The organism is Sphingomonas faeni (assembly GCF_003053745.1).
GTDB classification, from domain to species: Bacteria; Pseudomonadota; Alphaproteobacteria; order Sphingomonadales; family Sphingomonadaceae; genus Sphingomonas; species Sphingomonas faeni.
On the sequence record NZ_QAYE01000002.1, the window covers coordinates 58,621 to 76,251 of the forward strand.

Annotated in this window: 13 protein-coding genes; 3 read left to right on the forward strand and 10 right to left on the reverse strand. The window is 67.5% G+C overall.

Translation table 11 applies throughout. The annotated features are described in order from the left end of the window. Positions 1-51: 51 nt before the first annotated feature. Entirely contained in the window at positions 52-1,512 is a 1,461-nt protein-coding gene (locus tag C8J25_RS05115) for an esterase-like activity of phytase family protein (RefSeq protein WP_244186783.1), read from the reverse strand. Further along, positions 1,502-3,883: a TonB-dependent receptor gene (locus tag C8J25_RS05120; RefSeq protein ID WP_244186785.1), complete on the reverse strand. Its 2,382-nt coding sequence runs from the start codon at positions 3,881-3,883 to the stop codon at positions 1,502-1,504. Before C8J25_RS05120 ends, C8J25_RS05115 begins: the two co-directional genes overlap by 11 nt. Before the next feature lie 934 nt (positions 3,884-4,817). Between C8J25_RS05120 and C8J25_RS05125 the strand changes: the two genes are divergently transcribed. Genes C8J25_RS05125 through C8J25_RS05135 form a run of 3 tightly spaced genes read left to right on the forward strand, consistent with a single transcriptional unit; the run spans position 4,818 to position 9,548 of the window. Next, a complete protein-coding gene (locus C8J25_RS05125) occupies positions 4,818-6,587 on the forward strand; it encodes a type I secretion system permease/ATPase (protein WP_244186787.1) in 1,770 nt (589 codons plus the stop codon). Beyond that, entirely contained in the window at positions 6,584-7,957 is a 1,374-nt protein-coding gene (locus C8J25_RS05130; protein WP_107952845.1) for an HlyD family type I secretion periplasmic adaptor subunit, read from the forward strand. The genes C8J25_RS05125 and C8J25_RS05130 overlap by 4 nt, the downstream gene beginning before the upstream one ends. Continuing rightward, the gene (locus C8J25_RS05135; RefSeq protein ID WP_107952847.1) at positions 7,947-9,548 is read left to right on the forward strand and encodes a TolC family protein; all 1,602 of its coding nucleotides are present in this window, start codon (positions 7,947-7,949) and stop codon (positions 9,546-9,548) included. The genes C8J25_RS05130 and C8J25_RS05135 overlap by 11 nt, the downstream gene beginning before the upstream one ends. Before the next feature lie 45 nt (positions 9,549-9,593). Here C8J25_RS05135 and C8J25_RS21050 read toward each other — a convergent pair whose 3' ends face one another. The 8 genes from C8J25_RS21050 to C8J25_RS05170 form a co-directional block, all read right to left on the reverse strand. Continuing rightward, positions 9,594-9,737, reverse strand: coding sequence for a hypothetical protein (locus C8J25_RS21050; protein WP_167397663.1), 144 nt, complete (start codon positions 9,735-9,737; stop codon positions 9,594-9,596). Between the two features lie 63 nt (positions 9,738-9,800). Further along, complete coding sequence (locus C8J25_RS21055; protein ID WP_107952849.1) at positions 9,801-10,121, reverse strand: P-loop NTPase family protein; 321 nt, start codon at positions 10,119-10,121, stop codon at positions 9,801-9,803. A gap of 51 nt (positions 10,122-10,172) precedes the next feature. Next, a complete protein-coding gene (gene pelF / locus C8J25_RS05145; protein ID WP_107952851.1) occupies positions 10,173-11,684 on the reverse strand; it encodes a GT4 family glycosyltransferase PelF in 1,512 nt (503 codons plus the stop codon). Continuing rightward, positions 11,681-12,595 (reverse strand): hypothetical protein, encoded by a 915-nt coding sequence (locus C8J25_RS05150; protein WP_107952853.1) that lies wholly within the window; start codon positions 12,593-12,595, stop codon positions 11,681-11,683. The genes pelF and C8J25_RS05150 overlap by 4 nt, the downstream gene beginning before the upstream one ends. Beyond that, a complete protein-coding gene (locus C8J25_RS05155; RefSeq protein WP_107952855.1) occupies positions 12,592-13,560 on the reverse strand; it encodes a hypothetical protein in 969 nt (322 codons plus the stop codon). The genes C8J25_RS05150 and C8J25_RS05155 overlap by 4 nt, the downstream gene beginning before the upstream one ends. Then, positions 13,557-15,032 (reverse strand): hypothetical protein, encoded by a 1,476-nt coding sequence (locus C8J25_RS05160; protein ID WP_107952857.1) that lies wholly within the window; start codon positions 15,030-15,032, stop codon positions 13,557-13,559. The genes C8J25_RS05155 and C8J25_RS05160 overlap by 4 nt, the downstream gene beginning before the upstream one ends. Beyond that, the gene (locus C8J25_RS05165; protein ID WP_107952859.1) at positions 15,029-16,750 is read right to left on the reverse strand and encodes a tetratricopeptide repeat protein; all 1,722 of its coding nucleotides are present in this window, start codon (positions 16,748-16,750) and stop codon (positions 15,029-15,031) included. Before C8J25_RS05165 ends, C8J25_RS05160 begins: the two co-directional genes overlap by 4 nt. Continuing rightward, the gene (locus C8J25_RS05170; protein WP_244186789.1) at positions 16,750-17,562 is read right to left on the reverse strand and encodes a glycoside hydrolase family 191 protein; all 813 of its coding nucleotides are present in this window, start codon (positions 17,560-17,562) and stop codon (positions 16,750-16,752) included. The genes C8J25_RS05165 and C8J25_RS05170 overlap by 1 nt, the downstream gene beginning before the upstream one ends. Positions 17,563-17,631: the final 69 nt, after the last annotated feature.

Below are 17,631 nucleotides of genomic sequence, written 5' to 3' on the forward strand. Positions count from 1 at the left end.
TCTGTTCGAAATCGCGAATTCGGCGAACAACTGCTGAGCGCCGCTCGGTAATCACATCGGCACTGGCAGTGCCACGCGGTAGACCAATATTCGGTTATCGTTGTCGACATCGGAATCGCAGGATTGGCCGGACATCTGGCAATGCCGTGCAATGAAGTCGTTGTCGTTGCCGACGAGTAGGAAATAATCGTTTGGATGGTCCTGCTCCAGCACAGGCACGAGATCCATCGCCTCCCATTTTTCAGACAGGTCCGCGACGGTCAGTCCGACGCGTGCCAGCTGGACCGGGTTGAGCATGTTGATAAACTCGACCCGATCGGCCGGAACGATGCCGGTTTTCAACGTTGTGCCGGCCGGGCTCCGCAACACGGACGCTGTGCCGGTCTCGTACGGCGTACCAGCAAGATCGGTCGCGCCGGTGGTGTCGACGAGTAGGATGCTTTTGTAGACGACGGGCGTCGTCTTCTCCGCGCCGCGACCCGCGGCATCGCGTGCGAGCATCAGGAACCTATGATCGTCGAGCGCGAGGATCTCGCTTTGCGCCGCGGTGCGGTTGGCCGCGCTGCCATCACCGCGGTGGGTATAGGCGGGCAGTTGCACCACGTGATGCGCGATCGGGTGCGTGGGCGTTGGCGTGTGGCTCAGGTCATACACGAGGACTCGCGTGTTGATCCTACCGGCTGCGTTGCCGGTGGCGCTGTCCTGCATAAGCGCGCTTTGCAGTGCCACGAACAGCGTGCGACCGTCGGGCGACAGCGACATGCCCTCCGGCCCCTGGTTGTTGCGCCGTCCGGTCTCGGGTGTTTGCAACGATCCGAAATAGGTTCGTCCGGCCCGTTGTGGCGTGATCGCGGAGGGGGGACGGATCACGCCGCGCAAGCGACCCTGCCGATCGAAATAATAGATGTTCGCGGTGTATTCATCGCCGATGTAGAAGCCGCCGTCGCGTGTGAATTGCAGCGATTCCGCATCGAACGATACCTTGCCGGCGCCCGTGCCGCTGGCCGGGGCGGGAAGAACGATGCCGCGCTCGGTAAGTGTGCCCGGCCCCGGATCGGCGCCGGTGAAGGGCTGGCCGCGAAAGTCCCGCAGTTCCAGGCCACCATCGGGTATGAGACCGAGCGTGCCACTGGCCGGCGTGAAGCGGACGTGGAAGCGGTTCAGCCGTGCGGGATAATCGAAGAAGAGCTTGGCCGCGGGATCGTTGCGACCCCGATCGGGCAGGGTCCAGAGCACACCTTCATAGTGATCGCCGACCCGCTTCCAGCTGTCGCGCGCGATCTTCAGCGAGGAGAAGGAACCGAGCGTATCGCCGAGAAAATCGACCGTGTCCGCCGACAGCATTCCTGCGCCGACCAAGCCCTGATCGACATAGGTCCGGCCGTGCAGTGAGACGCTGCGCGCGCCGACGGTCCGATCCTGATGGGGGCGGGTAATGGCCTCCTCGCCGCCAGTGAAGGCGGTGAGGAGACCCATCAGGATCAGCAGGGCCGGCAGGCGTCTAGAATGCAACGCCGAGGGTTCCGAAGACCTGCCGAGGTGCCGACGAATGGAATACCAGGATCGATCCCGTGGGGTCGCTCGGCGCGAACACGCTGCTGTCGAAATTGGAGGCATAGCGCTTGTCCGTCAGGTTGGTGACGTTCAACGACAGCTTCGTGTTCTTCAGCGGGCCGAAGTCGTCGAAGCTGTAGCTGAGACCGAGATCCACCGTAGCATACCCACCGAACCCCTGGTCGTTGGTATAGGTATAATAGCGCTTGCCCGTATATTTACCCAGCACCGAAGCGGAGAAGCCGCCCTGCGTCAGCGTCAGCATGCTTGAATAGAGCTGCTTCGGCGTATCTACCTGCTGCTTGCCATCGGTGGCGTAGAGCACGCAGGTGGTCGTGCAGAAGTTCAGATCTTGGTCATAGGTCGTCTTGTTCAGCGACGCCGAATTATACCAGGTCACCCACAGTGCGGGCTTTACCAGCACGCCCAGCTCGACGCCCCGGGCGGTGACGCTGCCGGCATTGTGGAAGGAGTTGCCGCAGCCCGGGTTCTGCTGCTGGTTCGTCGGGCAAGGGTTATACTGCAGCAAGCGGTCGTCGAACTTCACCCAATAGCCGGTCAGCGACACCTGCAGCATCCGGCTGACATACCGATAGCCGCCCTCGACGCTGCGCGACGTTTCCGGTTTCAGCGTCGATCCCTGGACGTTCCAGATCGCCTGGGTCACCGATTGCGGCCCGAGCTTGAAGCCGCCCTGGTACATCGCAATGTTCTCGGCATAGCTTGCGAACAGCTCGTGCCCGTGCGTGACTTCCCAGCGTACACCCGCCTCCGGAAGGAAGTAATCTTTGGCAACCAGCGTACCGGTTGCGAACTGAGTCGACGCCGGTGGTACGGCCTTGGCGATGCCAGGCACCGCGCGGGCATCGGAACGTGAATACGTGCCCTTGAACCCGAAATCGAAGCTCAGTTCATCGTCGAGCAGCGACACCGTGTCCTGCATGTAGAATTGCCGCGTCGTCCAGTCGGTCTCCTGGACCCACTGCGCCATCGCCGGCTGGCCGCCGAGGAACTGTCCCAAGTTGATGGGGCCCTTCACCTCGTTGCGGATATAGCGCGCCGCGCTGCTGGTGTTGCCCTCAGTCCAGACGCCTGCTTCGAAATGGTTGAAGCCTATGCGCCAGCTCAGGCTGCCGAGGATGCCGTCGCGGTCGATGGTATAACGCGTGTCGCGAATCTGCACCGGCAGGTCGTCCGCGGTGGTTGCGGTGCCCTGTGTCGAGAGCCCGGAGATAAAGTTGTTGCCGGCACCCTTGTCGGTATGGCGATAGCCCTGGACACGCGCGCTCAGGCCCTTGGCGATGTCAATGTCCGCCGCAAGATAGGAGAGTTCGTCGTTCCGCAGGATCTGGCCATTGGTGTAGGTGACGTCGCCGCTCTTCTCCGGCAGCACCGAGGGCGCGCACTTGATCGGCGTCGTCGTCACGGCGCAGGCGTTGCGGCTGAGATAGGTCTGCCAGTCGGGCGCGTAACCGCCGAGATCCCAACCGCGACGTCCCAGCGTTTCCTTGGACAGATAGGCATCGTCGGCCTGGTTGGTGCGCGAGATGTCGGCAAAGGCGGTAAGGCGGAAGCCGTCGGTCTTGTACATGATCTTGGCGTTGATCTGCTTGCTGGTGGACCGGGTATGGGCGCCTTGATCGACGAACAGGTCCTGTCGGGCATATTGGCCTGAGACATAGGCCGACAGGCCTTCATACTCGCCGGTGTCGAGGCGGACGAAGGTGCGCAGGGCGTTCTCGCTGCCGACGGTCTGGCTGATCTTGAGACCGAGATCTTTGCTCGGATTGCTGCTGGTGTACATCACCGCGCCGCCGAGATTACTGGTCGAGGCGATGCCGAGTCCGGCGATCCCCGTCGCGAGATCGGCACGACCCAGATTCTCCGAGATCAATGCGCGGCTGATCGTGAGGCCGTTGTAGTTGTTATAGGCGCCGTCGCCGAGCGGCATCTCGTCGAGCGTGTAGCCGAGATGCGTCGTGCTGAAACCGCGAACCTGCAGCGACATCGACTGTTCGTTGAGGCCCAGCGCATCGATCGACTGCGCGCTGACACCGGGCAGCATGTTCAGCGCCTTCTGAATGCTGGTACCGGGCGGCAGCGCGTCGAGGTTCGCCGGCAACAAAGTCGATACAGAGCGGGTTTCACCGGCGCCGACCACCACAATGTCGGCGGCGGTGTCGGCATCTGCGGTGGTCTCGGCATTCTGGAACTGGGGATCGGCAGACTGGGCATGCGCACCGGGAGCGAACGCAGTCAGTGCGGCGGACGCCATCAGAACGGCGTAGCCGTGACCGATGCGCAGTCCGCGGCGCGAAAAATATGTCATCGTGATTCCCTGTCGCAGCAGCCGAACAGCCGCCCCCGTCATCGCGGCTAGACGCTAGGTAAGTCATTTCGGTTGCGAAACGGCGTCGTTTGGGTGACACATTTGCGGGACAGATGTTCTTGGGCCTAAATCTGACGATCGACGACTTTCTCAATGCTGGGAGTTTCAACCGGTTCTTGAACGACCAAAAGTAGGTCCCCCCGCAACGAGGCGGGACGGCCAGCAGCTAAGCTATGATTGGCGGCGTGAAGAAGCCCTGGTCGTTTCGGTACCCGAGAAGGACGTCGTTGCCGCCGGACCCAGCGCTTGAACCGGTCGCCGTCGGCGGCGCTGTCGAGGATCAGTAAGCGCGTGCGCGGGACGCCGCCGTCGTTGCCCCACCCGGCCGACTGCCGAGGGTGCGCGCAGGTCGCGAAGTCCTCAAGCTAAGTCTCCCAGCCGCCGTTGGCGCGAAATCGGTTGGGGAGGGACGTGTTTCGGCAGAAGCGGCGGGACTAACAGCCGTATGCATGTAGATAAGCGCACGCGTCATTCCCGGAGAATAGGTCAAGCCGCCCGCTTTTGGAGGGTGTAGACGTGACCCATTCTGTTCGCCGACGTCATCGAGAAACGTGAAAATCGCTTGAAAAACCTTGTTGCTGCAATAGCTGGAGCGCCGATCGGCAAAGTAATTTCGGCCGCGGCTAGCGATAACCTATCAGAGAAGCCCTTTGTGAAATGGGGAGTAGATAGATCGATAGGTGGGTAGCCTTTCTAATTGAAGGCGCTCCGCCATCACTTACGTAATCGCCAAAGCGGATTACGTCAGCGACGGCGCAATTTCGCTCGCGACCGCGCTTTTGTCGACCATAGACCAATCGGCATGTGGGGCGTTCTGACGGTCGCAAGTGCCGGAGAAACCGTTCGTTTAACCTTTCGCGGCTAGATAGCCGTTATGCCGACGTTATCCTCAGCGCCTGCGACGGCAAACGCCAGTCGCCGCCAGAATGCCCTGGCTGGCGCAGTCCGAGGCTGTCGACGCCATCTGGCGTTCGCGGCGATTTTCTCGGGGCTGGTGAACGTCCTGTACCTCGTGCCGTCGATCTTCATGTTGCAGGTGTACGACCGCGTGGTGCCGACGCGGGGCGGGGCGACGCTGTTGCTGCTGACGCTGATCCTCGTGCTGTCGCTGGTCGTGTTCGCGGTCCTCGATGCGGTCCGCATGCGGCTGCTGCTGCGTGCGAGCATGCGGCTGGAGCGTCGGGCGGCGCCGGGCATATTGCTGCGGATTCTCGGCACGGACGGCGCGACGATCGGGCAGCGCAGCCAGGCGATGCGCGATTTCGATACAATACGGGGCACGCTGACCGGGCCGACGATCATCGCGCTGTTCGACGCGCCCTGGGCTCCGATCTACATCGCCATCGCGTTCCTGCTTCACCCGTGGATCGGGGTGCTGGCACTGGTCAGCGCGCTGCTGCTCGGCGGGATCGCGATCCTGAGCGACCGGGTGACCGCGGCGGCCGCGCGCGACACGCATGCGCGCGCGGTGCTGGCGACGCGCGAGCAGGACGTCTCGATTCACGGATCGGAGGTCGCGCGCGTGATGGGAATGCGTAACGCGCTGATTACCCGGCACCTGCTGGAGCGCGCCGAACTGGTCCGCCGTCAGTCCGCGCTGGCCGGTACATCGGGCCAGTTCCTCGCGATCACCAAGTTTCTCCGCCTCCTGCTGCAATCGCTGGCGCTGGCGCTCGGCGCGCTGCTGGCGATCCGGCAGGATATCTCGGGCGGCGCGATCTTCGCCGCGTCGCTGTTGCTCGGGCGTGCATTGCAACCCGTCGAGCAGATCCTCGGCGCGATGAAGCCGCTGGCCGCCGCGCGGAACGCCTACCGCGATCTCGACGCGTTCTGTGCGATGCCGGGGCCGTCGATCGACGCGACGACGCTGCCCGCACCGGTCGGCCGGATCGACGTTCGCGGCGTTACCGTACGCGCGGAAGGTAGCGATCGCGCGCTGCTGTCGGACATCAGCTTTTCGGTCGAGCCCGGTGAAATCGTTGCGTTGGTCGGTCCGAGCGGTGCCGGCAAATCGACGCTGTTGCGCGTGTTGTCGGGCGCGCTGTCGCCGGACACGGGCGAGGTCCGGATCGACGGCGCGAGCCTGTCGGACTGGAACCGCGAACAGCTCGGCCGCCAAATCGGCTATATGCCGCAATCGCCGTCGCTATTCCCGACTTCGGTCCATACCAACATCTCGCGGTTCCAGTCGGTACTGTCGGGCGAGAGCGAGCAACTCGACGCCGCGGTGGTCGAGGCGGCGCAGGCTGCCGGCGCGCACGAGGTGATCGTCGGCTTGCCTCAAGGGTATGCGACGATGCTGAGCATGGCGGACGGATCGGGGCTGTCGGCGGGGCAGAACCAGTCGGTCGCGTTGGCGCGCGCCCTGTTCGGTACGCCGACGATCCTGTTTCTAGACGAGCCCAACGCGCATCTCGACAGCGACGGCGAAGCGCGACTGGTGACGACGCTGGCGGCGCTGCGGGCGCGGGGCGCGACGGTGATCGTCTCGACGCACCGGACCGGGCTGCTGCAGGCGGTCGACAAGATCATGGTGCTGCGAAACGGCACGATCCAGCTGTTCGACGAGCGCGCGAAGGTCGTACGTCCCGCCAACGCGGCGCCCGCCGGCGGGCCAGCCGCGGCGACCGGAGGTACACGATGATCCCCGCCGAACTGGCCAGTCCGGTCCCAGCCGCCGGCGGTGCGAGCTTGGCCGATCGCCTTCGCCTCGATGATTCCCCGCGGCACGCGATCCTGGTCGGCGGGATCGTCGCGATCCTGTTCTTCGTCGTCGGGCTCGGCTGGGCGGCGTTCGCGCGGCTCGATGCAGCGGCGGCGGGCGACGGGCAGGTGGTCGTCGCCGGCAACCGCCAGACCGTCCAGCACCGCGAGGGCGGGATCGTCGCGGCGATGGCCGCGCGCGACGGCCAGCATGTCCGCGCGGGGGACGTGCTGTTCCGGCTGGAAGGCGCCGAAGTTACCGCGAGCGAACGCGCGCTCGCCGCCAGCGTCATCGACCTCCAGGCGCAACGCGCACGGCTCGAAGCGGACGTTCGCGGTGGCGCGATCGTCTGGCCCACCGAGTTTGCGTCGGCAGAGGGCGATGACCTGCGGCTGGTCGAGCGGGCGAAGTCGCTTCAGATCGCGCAACGCACGGCGCGGTCGGCTGCGCTGGCGGCAAACGGCGCGGTGCTCCGCCAGCAGGCGGCGGCCGTCGCGCAGCAGACGACCGGCTTCAACGCACAGGCGCAAGCGACCGCCCGCCAGCGCGCGTCGCTCCGCCAACAACTGGAGAGCACGCGTACGCTCGCCGATCAGGGCTACGTCTCGCGCAACACGGTGCGGGCGATCGAGCGCTCGATCCAGCAGCTCGAGGGGACCGACGCCGACTATGTCTCTCGCTCGGCGGCGGCACGCGAACAGATCGGCCAGACGCGCGCGGAAGGTGTCCAGACCCGGCGCAAATATGTCGAGGACAGCGCGACGCTGCTCCGCGACACGCAGTTCCAGCTGAACGAGGTGATGCCGAAGTTCGCCGCCGCGCGCGAGCAGCTCGCACGCACGATCATCCGCGCGCCGGTGGCGGGCCGCGTCGTCGGGCTGCGCGTCTTCTCGGTCGGCGGCGTGATCCAGCCGGGTCAGGCGATCCTCGACATTGTCCCCGACGCCGCGCCGCTCGTGGTCCGCGCGAACTTCTCGCCCGGCGACATCGACGGCGTGTTTGCAGGTCGCGAGGCCGAGGTGAAGTTCCTGTCGCTGCACGAACGCGACCTGCCGATCCTGGTCGGCACGGTCCGCACCGTGTCCGCGGATTCGCTCCGCGACGAGCAGACCGGCCACAGTTACTTCAGCGCCGAGATCACCGTGCCGCGCGACCAGATCGCCAAGATCGAGGCCGTCCGCGGTCGCGATACCGGCATCCGTGCAGGCGTGCCCGTCACCGTCCTCGTCAAGCTGCGGTCGCGCACCGCACTCGACTATCTCCTCGATCCGTTGACCGAGGCTTTTTCACGGTCGCTCCATGAACGCTGATATCCTTCGCCTCGCCGCCGTCGTGCTTGTGTTGCCGGCCGGATCCGCGCTCGCGCAGACGGCACCGGAGGCAAGGTCCGCCGCGCCGGAAACGCTGGGGCAGGCGATCGCGGACGCGTATCGCAGCAACCCTTCGCTGGAGGGGCAACGCGCGCAACTCCGTGCGCTCGACGAGCAGATCGTCCAGGCGGGGGCGGCGTATCGGCTGACCGCGGGTGTCAACATGACGCTGCAATATCAGTCGCAGGACCAGCGCGGGTTGCTTGGCGATTTCGATACGGCACGGGGGCGGATGGTTGGCGCCTCGCTGACCGCCTCGCAGATCCTGCTCAACGGTGGGCGCACCGCGGCGCAGGTGTCTGCGGCGGAGGCGACCGTGCTGGCGGGCCGTGAACGGCTGCGCGAGGCGGAAAACGCAATCCTGTACGAGGTCGTCGATGCGTTCGTGTCGGTGCGGCGCGATCAGGCACTGGTGGCGATCCAGCAGCGTTCGCTTGAGTCCTACGGGCGTCAGGTCACGCAGGCGATTGCGCGCGAACGTGGCGGCGACCTGACGCGCACCGACATCGCGCAGGCGCAGGCGCAGCGGGAGATCATTCGCGCACAACTGGCGCAAGCGACGGTCAATCTCCAGGCGAGCCGTGGACGGTTTGCAGCGGTGGTCGGGCGCAATCCGGGTACGCTGCTCGTGCCGCCGACACTGCCCGGCCTGCCGCGCTCGCTCGACGCGGCCTTCGCGGTGGTCGAGAAGGAGAGTCCGAGTCTGTGGCAGGCGATCCTGGCGACCAAGGCGGGCGACGCCAGGATCGCTGCCCAGCGCGCCGAGCGTGCGCCGATCGTCGCGCTGTCGGGCAGCTATGGCTATGCGAGTCCGTATTCCTACCGTCTCCGCGATGCCGGTGCGCAGGCGACCGGCGGGGTCACGCTGACGATGCCGCTGCTGACCGGCGGCGTGATCGGATCGCGCGTCCGTGCCGCGGTCGCCGAACGTCAGCAACTCGGGTTCGAGGTCGAGACCGCGCGACGGGCGGCGCTCGCCAGTGCGCAGAACGCGTGGAACCAGGCGGTGGCCGGCGGCGAGCAGATGGCGGCAGGGCAGCTCGCGACCGAGGCCGCGGAGTCTGCGCTCACCGGCGTCCAGCGCGGGTTCGCGGAAGGGTTTCGCTCGAATTTCGAAGTGCTGGATTCGGAGCAGCGGCTGCTGACCGCGCAACTCGTCTTCATCAACGCGACCTACGGCGCCTATGCCGCAGAAGCGCGCCTGCTGGCCACGCTAGGGCGGTTGCAGGCGGCGGCGATCGATCAGGCCGTTCCGACCTACGATCCGGCGCAGAACACGCGGCGCGTCCGGGCGAAGACGTTCGGGCCGTTCGATCCCGTGTTGGCGCCGATCGATCGCGCGCAGGTTCCGAGTGCTGCTGCTCGACCCGCACCGCAGCTTGCGCCCGCGACCGATGCGAGGATCAGGCCGGCGCTCGTCCAGGCGTTGCCCGGACCGGTTGGCGCAGCCTTGCCGATCACGAGCGTTCCCATTCTGGCAGGCCCGGCGATCGGCGACCTGAGCGACACGGTCGTGACGGGCGGGACTTAACGCTTCAATTACCCTCTGTCCGTCGCGCGGCCCAGGCAACTGCAACTATCGCTCAAGTCCTTCGCCACGGTAGAATTGCGCCAAGTCGCGCGTGGTCAACAGCATGAGTTTTGGCAGGACGATCTGGTCGAACAGCGCCGCGTACCGCCTGCGGTTGGCAGGTGTCGTGACCGCGATGTGTCGGATCATCGCCCATGTGACTCGGTCGCTGCCGCCTTCGAGTGCCCCGTGCCTCGTTCGGTCGAACCAGGATCACCGGAGATAGCGCAGGAGGCTGGTCGTCGTCGGCGCTTCGAGAAGTATCACGCCCGTCGCTCGTCCGAGACGCTGCGACAGGCACCGCGAATAATTACCGTCCATCACCCAGCGTGAGCCGGTGATAGCTAGGTTGTGCAAAGCCAGGAACTCGTCGTCCGGCCGCGGCTGCCAGTCGGTATTTGGCCGGTGGTGAAGCTGGTCGAGATGGATGGCGGGCAGACCGCGTCCCCGTGCGATCGCGGCTGCCAGCGTCGACTTCCCGCTGTTCGAAGGCCCAAGGGTGCATAGGCGAGGGCCGAGATCGTCGAGCGTCATGGCTCGTTTTCTACGCCGACCACGGATCGTGCAGCAACAGCACGACCGATCCTACCCCGTCATCAATGATCCATACAGGGCGGCATACGCCCCAATAATCGTGTCGTGGTCATAATCCCGCCGCACGCGCTCGCGCATCGTTTCCCCCATCGCCAGCCGCATCGACGGATCGCCGGCGATCGCCAGGATCCCCGCCGCGGTGGCTGCCGGATTGACCAGCGGCGTGACGATGCCGCCATGGCCGGAGTCCGCGCCGCCGCGACCCTCGATCATCTCGCGGCAACTGCCGACGTCGGGGGCGACCACCGGGATTCCGCATGCGCCACCCTCCAGGATCACCAGCGGTTGCGCTTCCGACAGGCTGGTGAGCACGAGCAGGTCGATTTTCGCCATCCAGTCCTCGATCCGGACGCGGCCGGCGAAGCGGAACACCGCGCCGAGCGCGAGATCCTCGACCAGCCGCGCGCACTCGGCGGCATATTCTGGGTCTTCGTCCTCGGGGCCAAGCACGACGAAGCGGATATCGGGGCGTTCGGCGTGTGCGATCGCGGCGGCGCGGATGAACGTCTTCACGTCCTTGATCGGCACCACGCGGCCGAGCAGCGCAACCAGCGGATGCGCCGGATCGCGCTGATCCGGGAGGCTCGCGAACCGCCGCGAGTCGATCCCGTTGGGGATCACGCGGACACGGTCGGCGGCGGCGCCCAGCCGGCGCTGGACCGCCGTGTTCGCGCCGTACAACGCGACGATCGGGTCGCAGCTGTCGTAGCAGGCGGTCGCATAGCTGGTGAACGCGCGTACCCACAGGTCGCGGAGGTCGCGGACGCTGCGCTCCAGTTCGAGCCCGGTGTCGACCTGATCGCCGATCCAGTCCGCCATCATCACCTCGATCTGGCGTTCGAGCAGGTAGATGCCGTGCTCGGTGATGAACGCCGGTCGCCCTGTCTGGCGCGCGGCACGGGCGGCGAGCAGGCCCGCGAACCCGGTCGAGATCGTGTGATACGCCTTCGCGCGGGGCAGGGGCGTGGTCAGCACCGCGAGCAACCCGCCCAGGAGAACGCGCATCGCCCAGAAATAATGGTGGAACGACGCCTTGGGCAGCATCGCCTGATAATGGCGCCGGAGGCGTGCGAAGACGGCGGGGTGCGACAGGATATCGCCGGGCGCGAGCGGCCGGGTGCTGCCGCCGATCACGTCGATCAGCGTCGCGAGCCGATCCGCGCCACCCGTCGCGACGAACGCGACCAGCGCGTCGGCGATCGGCACCGCGATCCGGTCTGGGATGGCGCGCGGAACGGCCGGCGCGGGCGCTAGGCCGATCTCGACGACGTCGACGACGTTGGGCGGCGGTGTCAACTGGAACGGGAGCAGTCCGGCGCCCGGCTTGATCGCGGCGATCACGAACCGGACGTCCGGCAGGTGCGTGATCAGGTCCTGCAGCCAGCCGGACACGCCACCGATCACATAGGGGTACGCGCCCTCGACGATCAGGCAGATGTCGGCGTCCGGTATCTCGACAGACGCTTGTCGCGACCTTTCGGCGAGGGCCGAGAGCGGGATCATGCCGCTGCTCCCGTCAGCCACCAAGTCGCCCGCGTCGTCGCGCCGCGCTGCGTAGCGTCCATCGGCGCATCGTGCCGCTCCGACGCGGCCTCCATCGCAGTCGCCATCCGGTCGATCGCCGCGTAATCGCCCGCGACCCACAATGCTTCCATCAGCAACGCGTCGCGCGTTCCAGACCGTGGATCGTCCGCCTTTAAAGGGACCGCGGCGACCATCGTTGCGACCGCATCCTCGCGAAGGTGGAGGCGTTGCGAATCCGACAGCAGCACGTCCGAACGGGCATGATCCGCGAGCAGCGTCGCCAGGCTGATGGCGGCTTCCGGATCGGCGCCATCGGCAACGCGCGCCGATAGCCTCGCTCGTGCCAGGACGAGGTTCTCCGCGACCCGGGCCGAAGCCGCCGCCGCCAGCGCGCGGATGGTCTGGTCGCTGTCGGTCAGCGCCAGCGCGATCAACGGCGACAGTGCCGGCTCGAACGATCGCACCACCGTCTCCAGCGCGCGCCGCCGCTCGGCAACCGCACCGTGACGCATGATCGTGACCAGCGAGCTGAGCGTATCGGGCGTCGCATGATGAACGCGTCCGTCGAGCATCCGCGCTACAGCGAGACGCGCGCCGCGCTGTGCGGAGCCGCCTGTAACCGGGCCGAACATCTCGTCGTCGCTGCGCTGCGTCTTGGGCCTGGATAAACGCCCGAGCGGCAACGCGACGAGCAACCCGAGCGGCCCGAGCACGCCGAGCATCGTCGGCGCAAAGCCGGCCGCAGTCCCGCTGCGAAGCCACACGCCGAACCCGAACGCACTCGCCACGGCATGCACGGCGAGGCTCCAGCCGACCGTGACTCCGGACATCCAGCACGCCCCCAGGATCATCATCTCGAAGACCGCCAGCGCGATCAGGCGGAGGATCACGCGACCAGCCCGGCGGATCTCACTGGTTGCCGTGTCGCCTGCGGTAGTTCGGCGAGCAGGGGCGTCAACCAGGCGGCGATCTCGGCGAGTTCCGCGGTACGATTCGCGTTCAGAGCCTCGAAGGGCAGTGTATGGAGAACCAGGCAGCCGACGATCTCGCCGGTCTTCCGGTCGGGCAAGGCGATCGCGGCGACGCCGACACCGTCGAGCGCGTGCCGATCGCTCCGCTTGGCGACATGCAACATCCGTTTGTGCCGCTCGATTCGCTCCAGCAGGGACGCGGGCAGGACGTCGCGCCGTCCTGCGGTGACCGGCCCGCGGAGCCAGGCACGCGCCTCCCCGCCGGTGACCCTGTAGCAGGTGAAGTCGGCGGTCCGCGCGGCAAGCGCGACCAGTTCGCCGATCGCGCCGCGCCGCTCTGCCCGGTCCTCCGAACCGAGCCGCGTCGCCGTCTCGATCGCATGGCCGACGGTATGCGCCTCGGTTGCGATCTGGACCTGCAACAGGCGATTGGTCTGCGACAGCGTCGCGAACGCGTCGGTCAGCCGCGCCAGATTGCGCGTCGCGACACGGCCGCGCCTTTCCAGCCGATCGTGACGCCCGGTCCGCATGATCGTCACTTCGCCGATGATCCCCGCCACGACGAACCACATCAGCGGCTGAAGCGACAGATGGAACAGGTGGTCGAGGTAATCGCGTTCGCCTGGGGTGTCGTGAACGTTGGCGAGCCAAAGCCCCGATGCGATCACGGCTGCGAGAACGCCGGGGCCAGTCCCATACGCCAGCGCCATCACGAGGACCGGCACCCAATAGGGGTTGGGATGGACGTGCGCGAAACCGGTGCCGCCCGTCAGCCACCAGTCGAGTGCGACCAGCGCGGCGAAGGCAAGCGCGATCTCCCCCGCAACACGCGCGGGGCGTCGCCACCGGCTCTGCCATTTGCGAACTTGGTCGTCGTCGGTCACTGCGTATCCCCAAGGCTGCGCGTCAGCAGCGCCCGTGCGTAGAGTTGGCGACCCGAAAAGCCGGGGCGTGCGATCGAGGTGATGCCGCCGCTGCCCTCGACCCGCCATGCCACGCCGATCGGTGCGGCGATTCCCAAGCTGGCGGTCGGCCCGTCACCACCGAACCTATCGACGGTCCAGCCTGCCAGTGCGGTCATCTGCACCGTACCGAGCGCGCCGCTGAGCAGGCCCTGGACGGTATGGTTCTCTCGCGTCGCGAGCGGGATGATGGCCAGGCTGTCCGCGCCGAGTTGCAAACGCTGGACGTATTCGGCCTCGAACCGATAGGTCAGGCCGAGCGCGGGGAACTGGCGACGAATGAGATAATCGACCCCGCCGCTCGCGACGACGGTGTCGCTCGCGCCGTTGCTCCCGGCGAGCCCGTAGCGGTTCGCGCCGATATCGCCTTGCACGACGAGACCCGGAGTCAGCCGATAGGTCACCCCGAGCAGGGAGCGCGACAGATACCCGCCTGCCAGCACCTGCGCCGGCGTCGAGTAATCGGGCATGTGCCGGGTCAACGTCACGCGAAACTGGGCATCGGCGGACCCCGCGACTGCCTTGGCGCCGCCCCCGGTGACGCCGTCGTCGAGCGCTGCGGAGGCGAGCAGCTGGACGCGGACTGCGCCGTCGAACGCTGCGGCCAGCGAGGCATCGACGATCGTGTCGCCGGTTCGCACGGTCTGCGCGTCCGTGCCGACTCTGCTGACGACGTGGCGGAGGCCACCACCGGCGGCGAAGGTATCGCCGACCGCCGCGTCGATCCGTGCGGCGAACTCCGCCTGCGACAGGTCGCTGCCGTCGCGCGCGGTGACGCCGATGCTGGCGGTCCCCGGTGCGGCGGCGATGGCGCGCCGTGCGGTCAGGTCGTCGGCGGCGAGCGCACGGTAATCGCGGGCCGCGCCGCGCACGTCACCGTCGGCGAGACGCGTGTCGGCGAGCATGCGCGCCGCGCGTGGGTCGGTCGGATAGCGTTTCGCCAATTGCGTCGCGGCGCGTCGTGCCGGCCCCGGATACCCGGCCGCGGCATCCGCCTCGATCGCGGTCAGCGCGGCATCGGATGCGGTATCGTCGGTGCCCTCGGCGAGCGGTTCGGTCGAGGCCGGCGGTGAGAAGGTCACCGCGACCGTTGCGCCCGCCTGCCGCCACGACATCGACCAGCCGGCGGCGGGACGCAGGACGAGGCTGTCGTCGTTCCAGCGAAGATCGCCGATCGCATCACCCGCCGCCTCGCGGAACGCGGCGATCCGGTCGGCGGTCATTGGCTGGTCGAAGCGCGCGACCAACTCTCCATCGCGGTCCTCGATGCGGACAACGGCTTGGTCGGGCCAGGCGAGTATGGACTCGGGAACGACGACCCGACTGTCCGCGAAGACGGTATGGGGAACGGTCAGCGCGGGCGCGTCCGTCAGACAGAGAAACAGCGCGATCATTGCGCCAGCACCGTTCGGGCACGCCCGGCCTGGCCCTGTGCGATCAGGAGGCGCGCGTGCAGGGCGGTAAGCGATCGGTCGCGCGGGGTCTCGGTGCGCAGCGTCTCGACCAGCGCCACGGCCTCGCCCCGACGACCGAGCTTTTCCAGAATCTCCACGCGAGCTTTGCTGGCGGCGGGCGTCTGGGCGAGCGCGCGGTCCAGCCAGGGTCGTGCCGCACGCTCTCCTCCGATCCGTGCCTGCACGTCGGCCATCAGCCGCAACGCATTCAGGTCGGTCGGATCGCGCGCCAGATGCTGGTCGAGCCACTTCGCCGCACCCTTGGCATCGCCTGCATTCCTCGCCGTCCAGGCTAGGTCGAGCTGATCCCGCGGCGCCGCGACCCCGGCTGCAACGCGCCGTTTCGCGATCGTCGCCGCTTGTGCCGGGTCGATCTTTGCGGGGGCTGCGGCGGATAGCGCGGCGACCTGCGCGGGATCGAGCGAGCGGCCGTCCAGCAACGAGGTCAGCACCGCACGACCGGCGGTATCATTGCCAGCCGCGCGGGCCAGCGACAGCCGCATCAGCATCACGTCGGTCTGGCTCGCAAGCGGATGCCGCGACAGGAACGCCAGCGCCTCGCCCGGACGATCGCGCTCGGCATAGCGCGTCAACCAGGCGCGCTGCTGGTCCGCGCTGCCCTGCAAACTTTGCTGTTTAAGCCAGGTGAGATCGTCGCCCCCCGGCCGCGGCCCCATCAGGTACAGCAGGCGCTGAGCGGCTGACGCGGTCGGTGACTGGCCGGTCGCCGCCCGCCGCAGTACCGCCATCGCATCGCCGCGGTAACCCGACGCGAGCAGCCGTTCCGCCTCCCGCTCGGGTTGCGCGCCCGGCGCCGCAGCACGCGCCAGCAGTTCGGTACGCAGGCCATCTCGGTCGCCGGCCTCGGTCAGGATCATCTCGCGCGCGGTCGCCCGCTGCTCGACCGGCAGATAGTCGGCTGCCCTCAGCCCTGCCGCGGTATCCTTCGCGCGCGCCGCGACACGGATAGCCAGCCAGGGATCCGCCGCCCGCCAGTTCGCGGTCGTCGCCTTGTCGAGCAATGCGATCAGGTCAGTGCGCCCAGCCTTGTCGGCACGTTGCGCCAGATCGAGCGACAGCGCGGCATCGGGCGGCGGGATGACGTGGTTCGCCGCTGCCACGATCACGAGGTCGGGCCGATCGATTGCATAGGCCGCCGCAACGATATCCGCAGCCGCCACCGCCCCGCGCGTCTGGGCCGCCTGCGCGACGAGCGCGGCCGCATCCGCAGTCCGCCCGGTTTGGCGCAGAAGATCGACACGCAGCCGCCACGTCGCTGCCGCCCCGCCGTCAGGCCGTGCCGCCAGATAGCCGAGCGCCACCGTCGGCCGCTTCGCTGCGATCAGGTCATAGGCGACCTGCAGCGTCGACACCGACTGGCCCTCGGCGATCAGTTGCGCGGTCAGCGCGGCAAGCGTCGCCGCATCGGCAGTCGCGATCTGCGCCGCGATCGCCGGATGCGCAGGCGGCAGCGCAGGCGGGGATACCGGTGCGGACGGCATCGAGCTGCTCGCCGCAGGCACAGGCTGCGCGCGGCGCTCGGCGTGGCGAATCTCGCGGTCGTTCGGCAACAGCATCAGCCCGCCCGCGAGCAGACCAAGCCCGGCAAGGGCAGGCAGGATGATCGCGAGACGTCCGCGTCGGCGGTCGATCCTCATCAGCTCGGCTCCGGGACCAGTCGGTCGAGCGCCAGCGTCGCGACATAGGGGCGGAACCCCGCCGCCCGCTCGCGCGCATACAGTGCTGCGACCTGCTTCGTGTCGGCCGGATCCCAGTAATCGAGCGTCATCAGGCCCAGCGCAGGGTTCCGGGCCTTGGCCGCACGCAGGCGGCCGGCTTGCCAGGCCCAGTTCGAATCGCTGAGCAATTCATGGCGCTTGGTGGCAAAATTCCACCGCGACGCCATCGCTTCGCCGAGCAGGTAATCGATCTTCGGCGCGACGTCGGGCAACAGCGCATAGCCGCGGTTGAGCATGATGCGCATCCTGGGAAAGCGCGCGCGGACGGCAGCGATCAGCGTCACGCCGGCGGCCACCATGCCCTTGTTGGCCACCGGATCCTGCCGCTCCATCGCTTCGGCGTTGTCCATCGTATCGATGAAGATGCCGTCATAGCCGAGCGCCAGGATCGCGGGGACGAGCCGGTCGAGCACCGCCGCGCGCCACGCCGGATGGCGCAGGTCGGCCAGCCGCGCGTCGGGCCAGTTGGGGTTGGCGGCCTTGAGCGCCCCGGCCTTTTCGAGCGCGGCGAAATACGGTCGGCCGCGTTCGACCTCGCCGAAGCTGACATAGCCGAGCAGGATGCTGCCGGGGCCCCGGAGCGGCGCGATCGGGCGCGCATGATGCGGCTCCAGCACCAGCAGCGCGCACATCCTAGCCAATACCGGATCGGTCGTTGCGCCGTAATCGACGCCCCAGCGCAGCGCGGCTTTCGCGGACGGCTTGGGCGCGGCATCCGACCGAGACCGCATGCCAAGAGTTAGGGCGGTTGCACCCAGCGCTAGCATCCGCCGCATGATCTTCCTGCGCGGCATATCCGT

Bases quoted from the DNA above. Each gene is read 5' to 3' on its own strand.
- C8J25_RS05165 (WP_107952859.1), bottom strand. From the start codon at position 16,750: ATGAGGATCGACCGCCGACGCGGACGTCTCGCGATCATCCTGCCTGCC.
- C8J25_RS05125 (WP_244186787.1), top strand. From the start codon at position 4,818: ATGCCGACGTTATCCTCAGCGCCTGCGACGGCAAACGCCAGTCGCCGC.
- C8J25_RS05135 (WP_107952847.1), top strand. From the start codon at position 7,947: ATGAACGCTGATATCCTTCGCCTCGCCGCCGTCGTGCTTGTGTTGCCG.
- C8J25_RS21055 (WP_107952849.1), bottom strand. From the start codon at position 10,121: ATGACGCTCGACGATCTCGGCCCTCGCCTATGCACCCTTGGGCCTTCG.
- C8J25_RS21050 (WP_167397663.1), bottom strand. From the start codon at position 9,737: ATGATCCGACACATCGCGGTCACGACACCTGCCAACCGCAGGCGGTAC.
- C8J25_RS05120 (WP_244186785.1), bottom strand. From the start codon at position 3,883: ATGACATATTTTTCGCGCCGCGGACTGCGCATCGGTCACGGCTACGCC.
- C8J25_RS05170 (WP_244186789.1), bottom strand. From the start codon at position 17,562: ATGCGGTCTCGGTCGGATGCCGCGCCCAAGCCGTCCGCGAAAGCCGCG.
- C8J25_RS05160 (WP_107952857.1), bottom strand. From the start codon at position 15,032: ATGATCGCGCTGTTTCTCTGTCTGACGGACGCGCCCGCGCTGACCGTT.
- C8J25_RS05130 (WP_107952845.1), top strand. From the start codon at position 6,584: ATGATCCCCGCCGAACTGGCCAGTCCGGTCCCAGCCGCCGGCGGTGCG.
- pelF (WP_107952851.1), bottom strand. From the start codon at position 11,684: ATGATCCCGCTCTCGGCCCTCGCCGAAAGGTCGCGACAAGCGTCTGTC.